Raw genomic sequence first — 507 nt, 5'->3', positions numbered from 1 at the left:
CCGACCTTCGTCTCCTATTTCCGCGCCGCGATGGCCGAGCACCGCGGCGATCCGGCGTGGGAAAACAAACTGGCGCGCTTTTTCGCCGCCTCGTCGGAGTTTGAAGCGCTGTGGCATCAGCGCTACGAGGTGCGCGGCGTGGAAAACCAGATTAAACATTTTAACCACCCGCAGCTCGGGCGATTCAGCCTGCAGCAGATGTACTGGTATTCGGCGCCGCGCAACGGCTCGCGCCTGCTGGTCTACCTGCCGATGGACGAGGCGGGCGAGCAGGCGCTGGCGTGGCTGGACCAACATTAATCACAGGGAATCAGATGGCTGGCAATGTGCCATCTTCGGGTATTGCCCGGCCGGCGCTGCTGGACGGTTCCCTTTCCCTCCGGGAGTAGGGGAGGGAAAGCACTGTCGGGAAGTCCTGTATGTGATCTACGACTTCAGCACACATTGCGCTCCCGATACGCCTTCTGCGTTATGTCACTCATGGCGCAGGGAGCGCACAGGGGGCAC

Annotated in this window: 1 protein-coding gene; it reads left to right on the top strand. The window is 61.7% G+C overall.

Annotated elements, in window-relative coordinates; all coding sequences use genetic code 11:
• On the top strand, nt 1–300 hold a 300-nt coding region (locus tag ABD481_RS47265), incomplete at its 5' end, for an MmyB family transcriptional regulator (RefSeq protein ID WP_486323375.1).
• Between the last annotated feature and the right edge of the window lie 207 nt (nt 301–507).

It is taken from the genome of Catenulispora yoronensis (assembly GCF_039531695.1).
In the GTDB taxonomy this organism is placed as follows: domain Bacteria; phylum Actinomycetota; class Actinomycetes; order Streptomycetales; family Catenulisporaceae; genus Catenulispora; species Catenulispora yoronensis.
Note: the sequence above shows the minus strand (reverse complement) of the source record. Positions and strands in the feature narration are given on the sequence as shown.